1 rRNA gene is annotated in these 338 nt (G+C 51.5%); it reads right to left on the bottom strand.

The window, feature by feature from the left end:
- Window positions 1-338, bottom strand: a 23S ribosomal RNA gene (locus QD47_RS29715); the annotation flags it as partial.

Below are 338 nucleotides of genomic sequence, written 5' to 3'. Positions count from 1 at the left end.
AAATCGCCCTATTCAGACTCGCTTTCGCTGCGGCTTCAGCTCTTCACCTTAACCTTGCACGGGAACGTAACTCGCCGGTTCATTCTACAAAAGGCACGCCATCACCCATAAATAGGGCTCTGACTTCTTGTAAGCACACGGTTTCAGGATCTATTTCACTCCCCTTCCGGGGTGCTTTTCACCTTTCCCTCACGGTACTGCTTCACTATCGGTCGCCAGGGAGTATTTAGCCTTGGCAGATGGTCCTGCCGGATTCATACGGGGTTTCACGTGCCCCGCACTACTCGGGATCCGTCTCGGAGAGAACAAGTTTTGAATTACAGGGCTTTTACCTTCTT

This window comes from Paenibacillus terrae (assembly GCF_000943545.1).
Classification (GTDB): domain Bacteria; phylum Bacillota; class Bacilli; order Paenibacillales; family Paenibacillaceae; genus Paenibacillus; species Paenibacillus terrae_A.
This window is presented reverse-complemented; position numbering and strand designations above follow the sequence as displayed.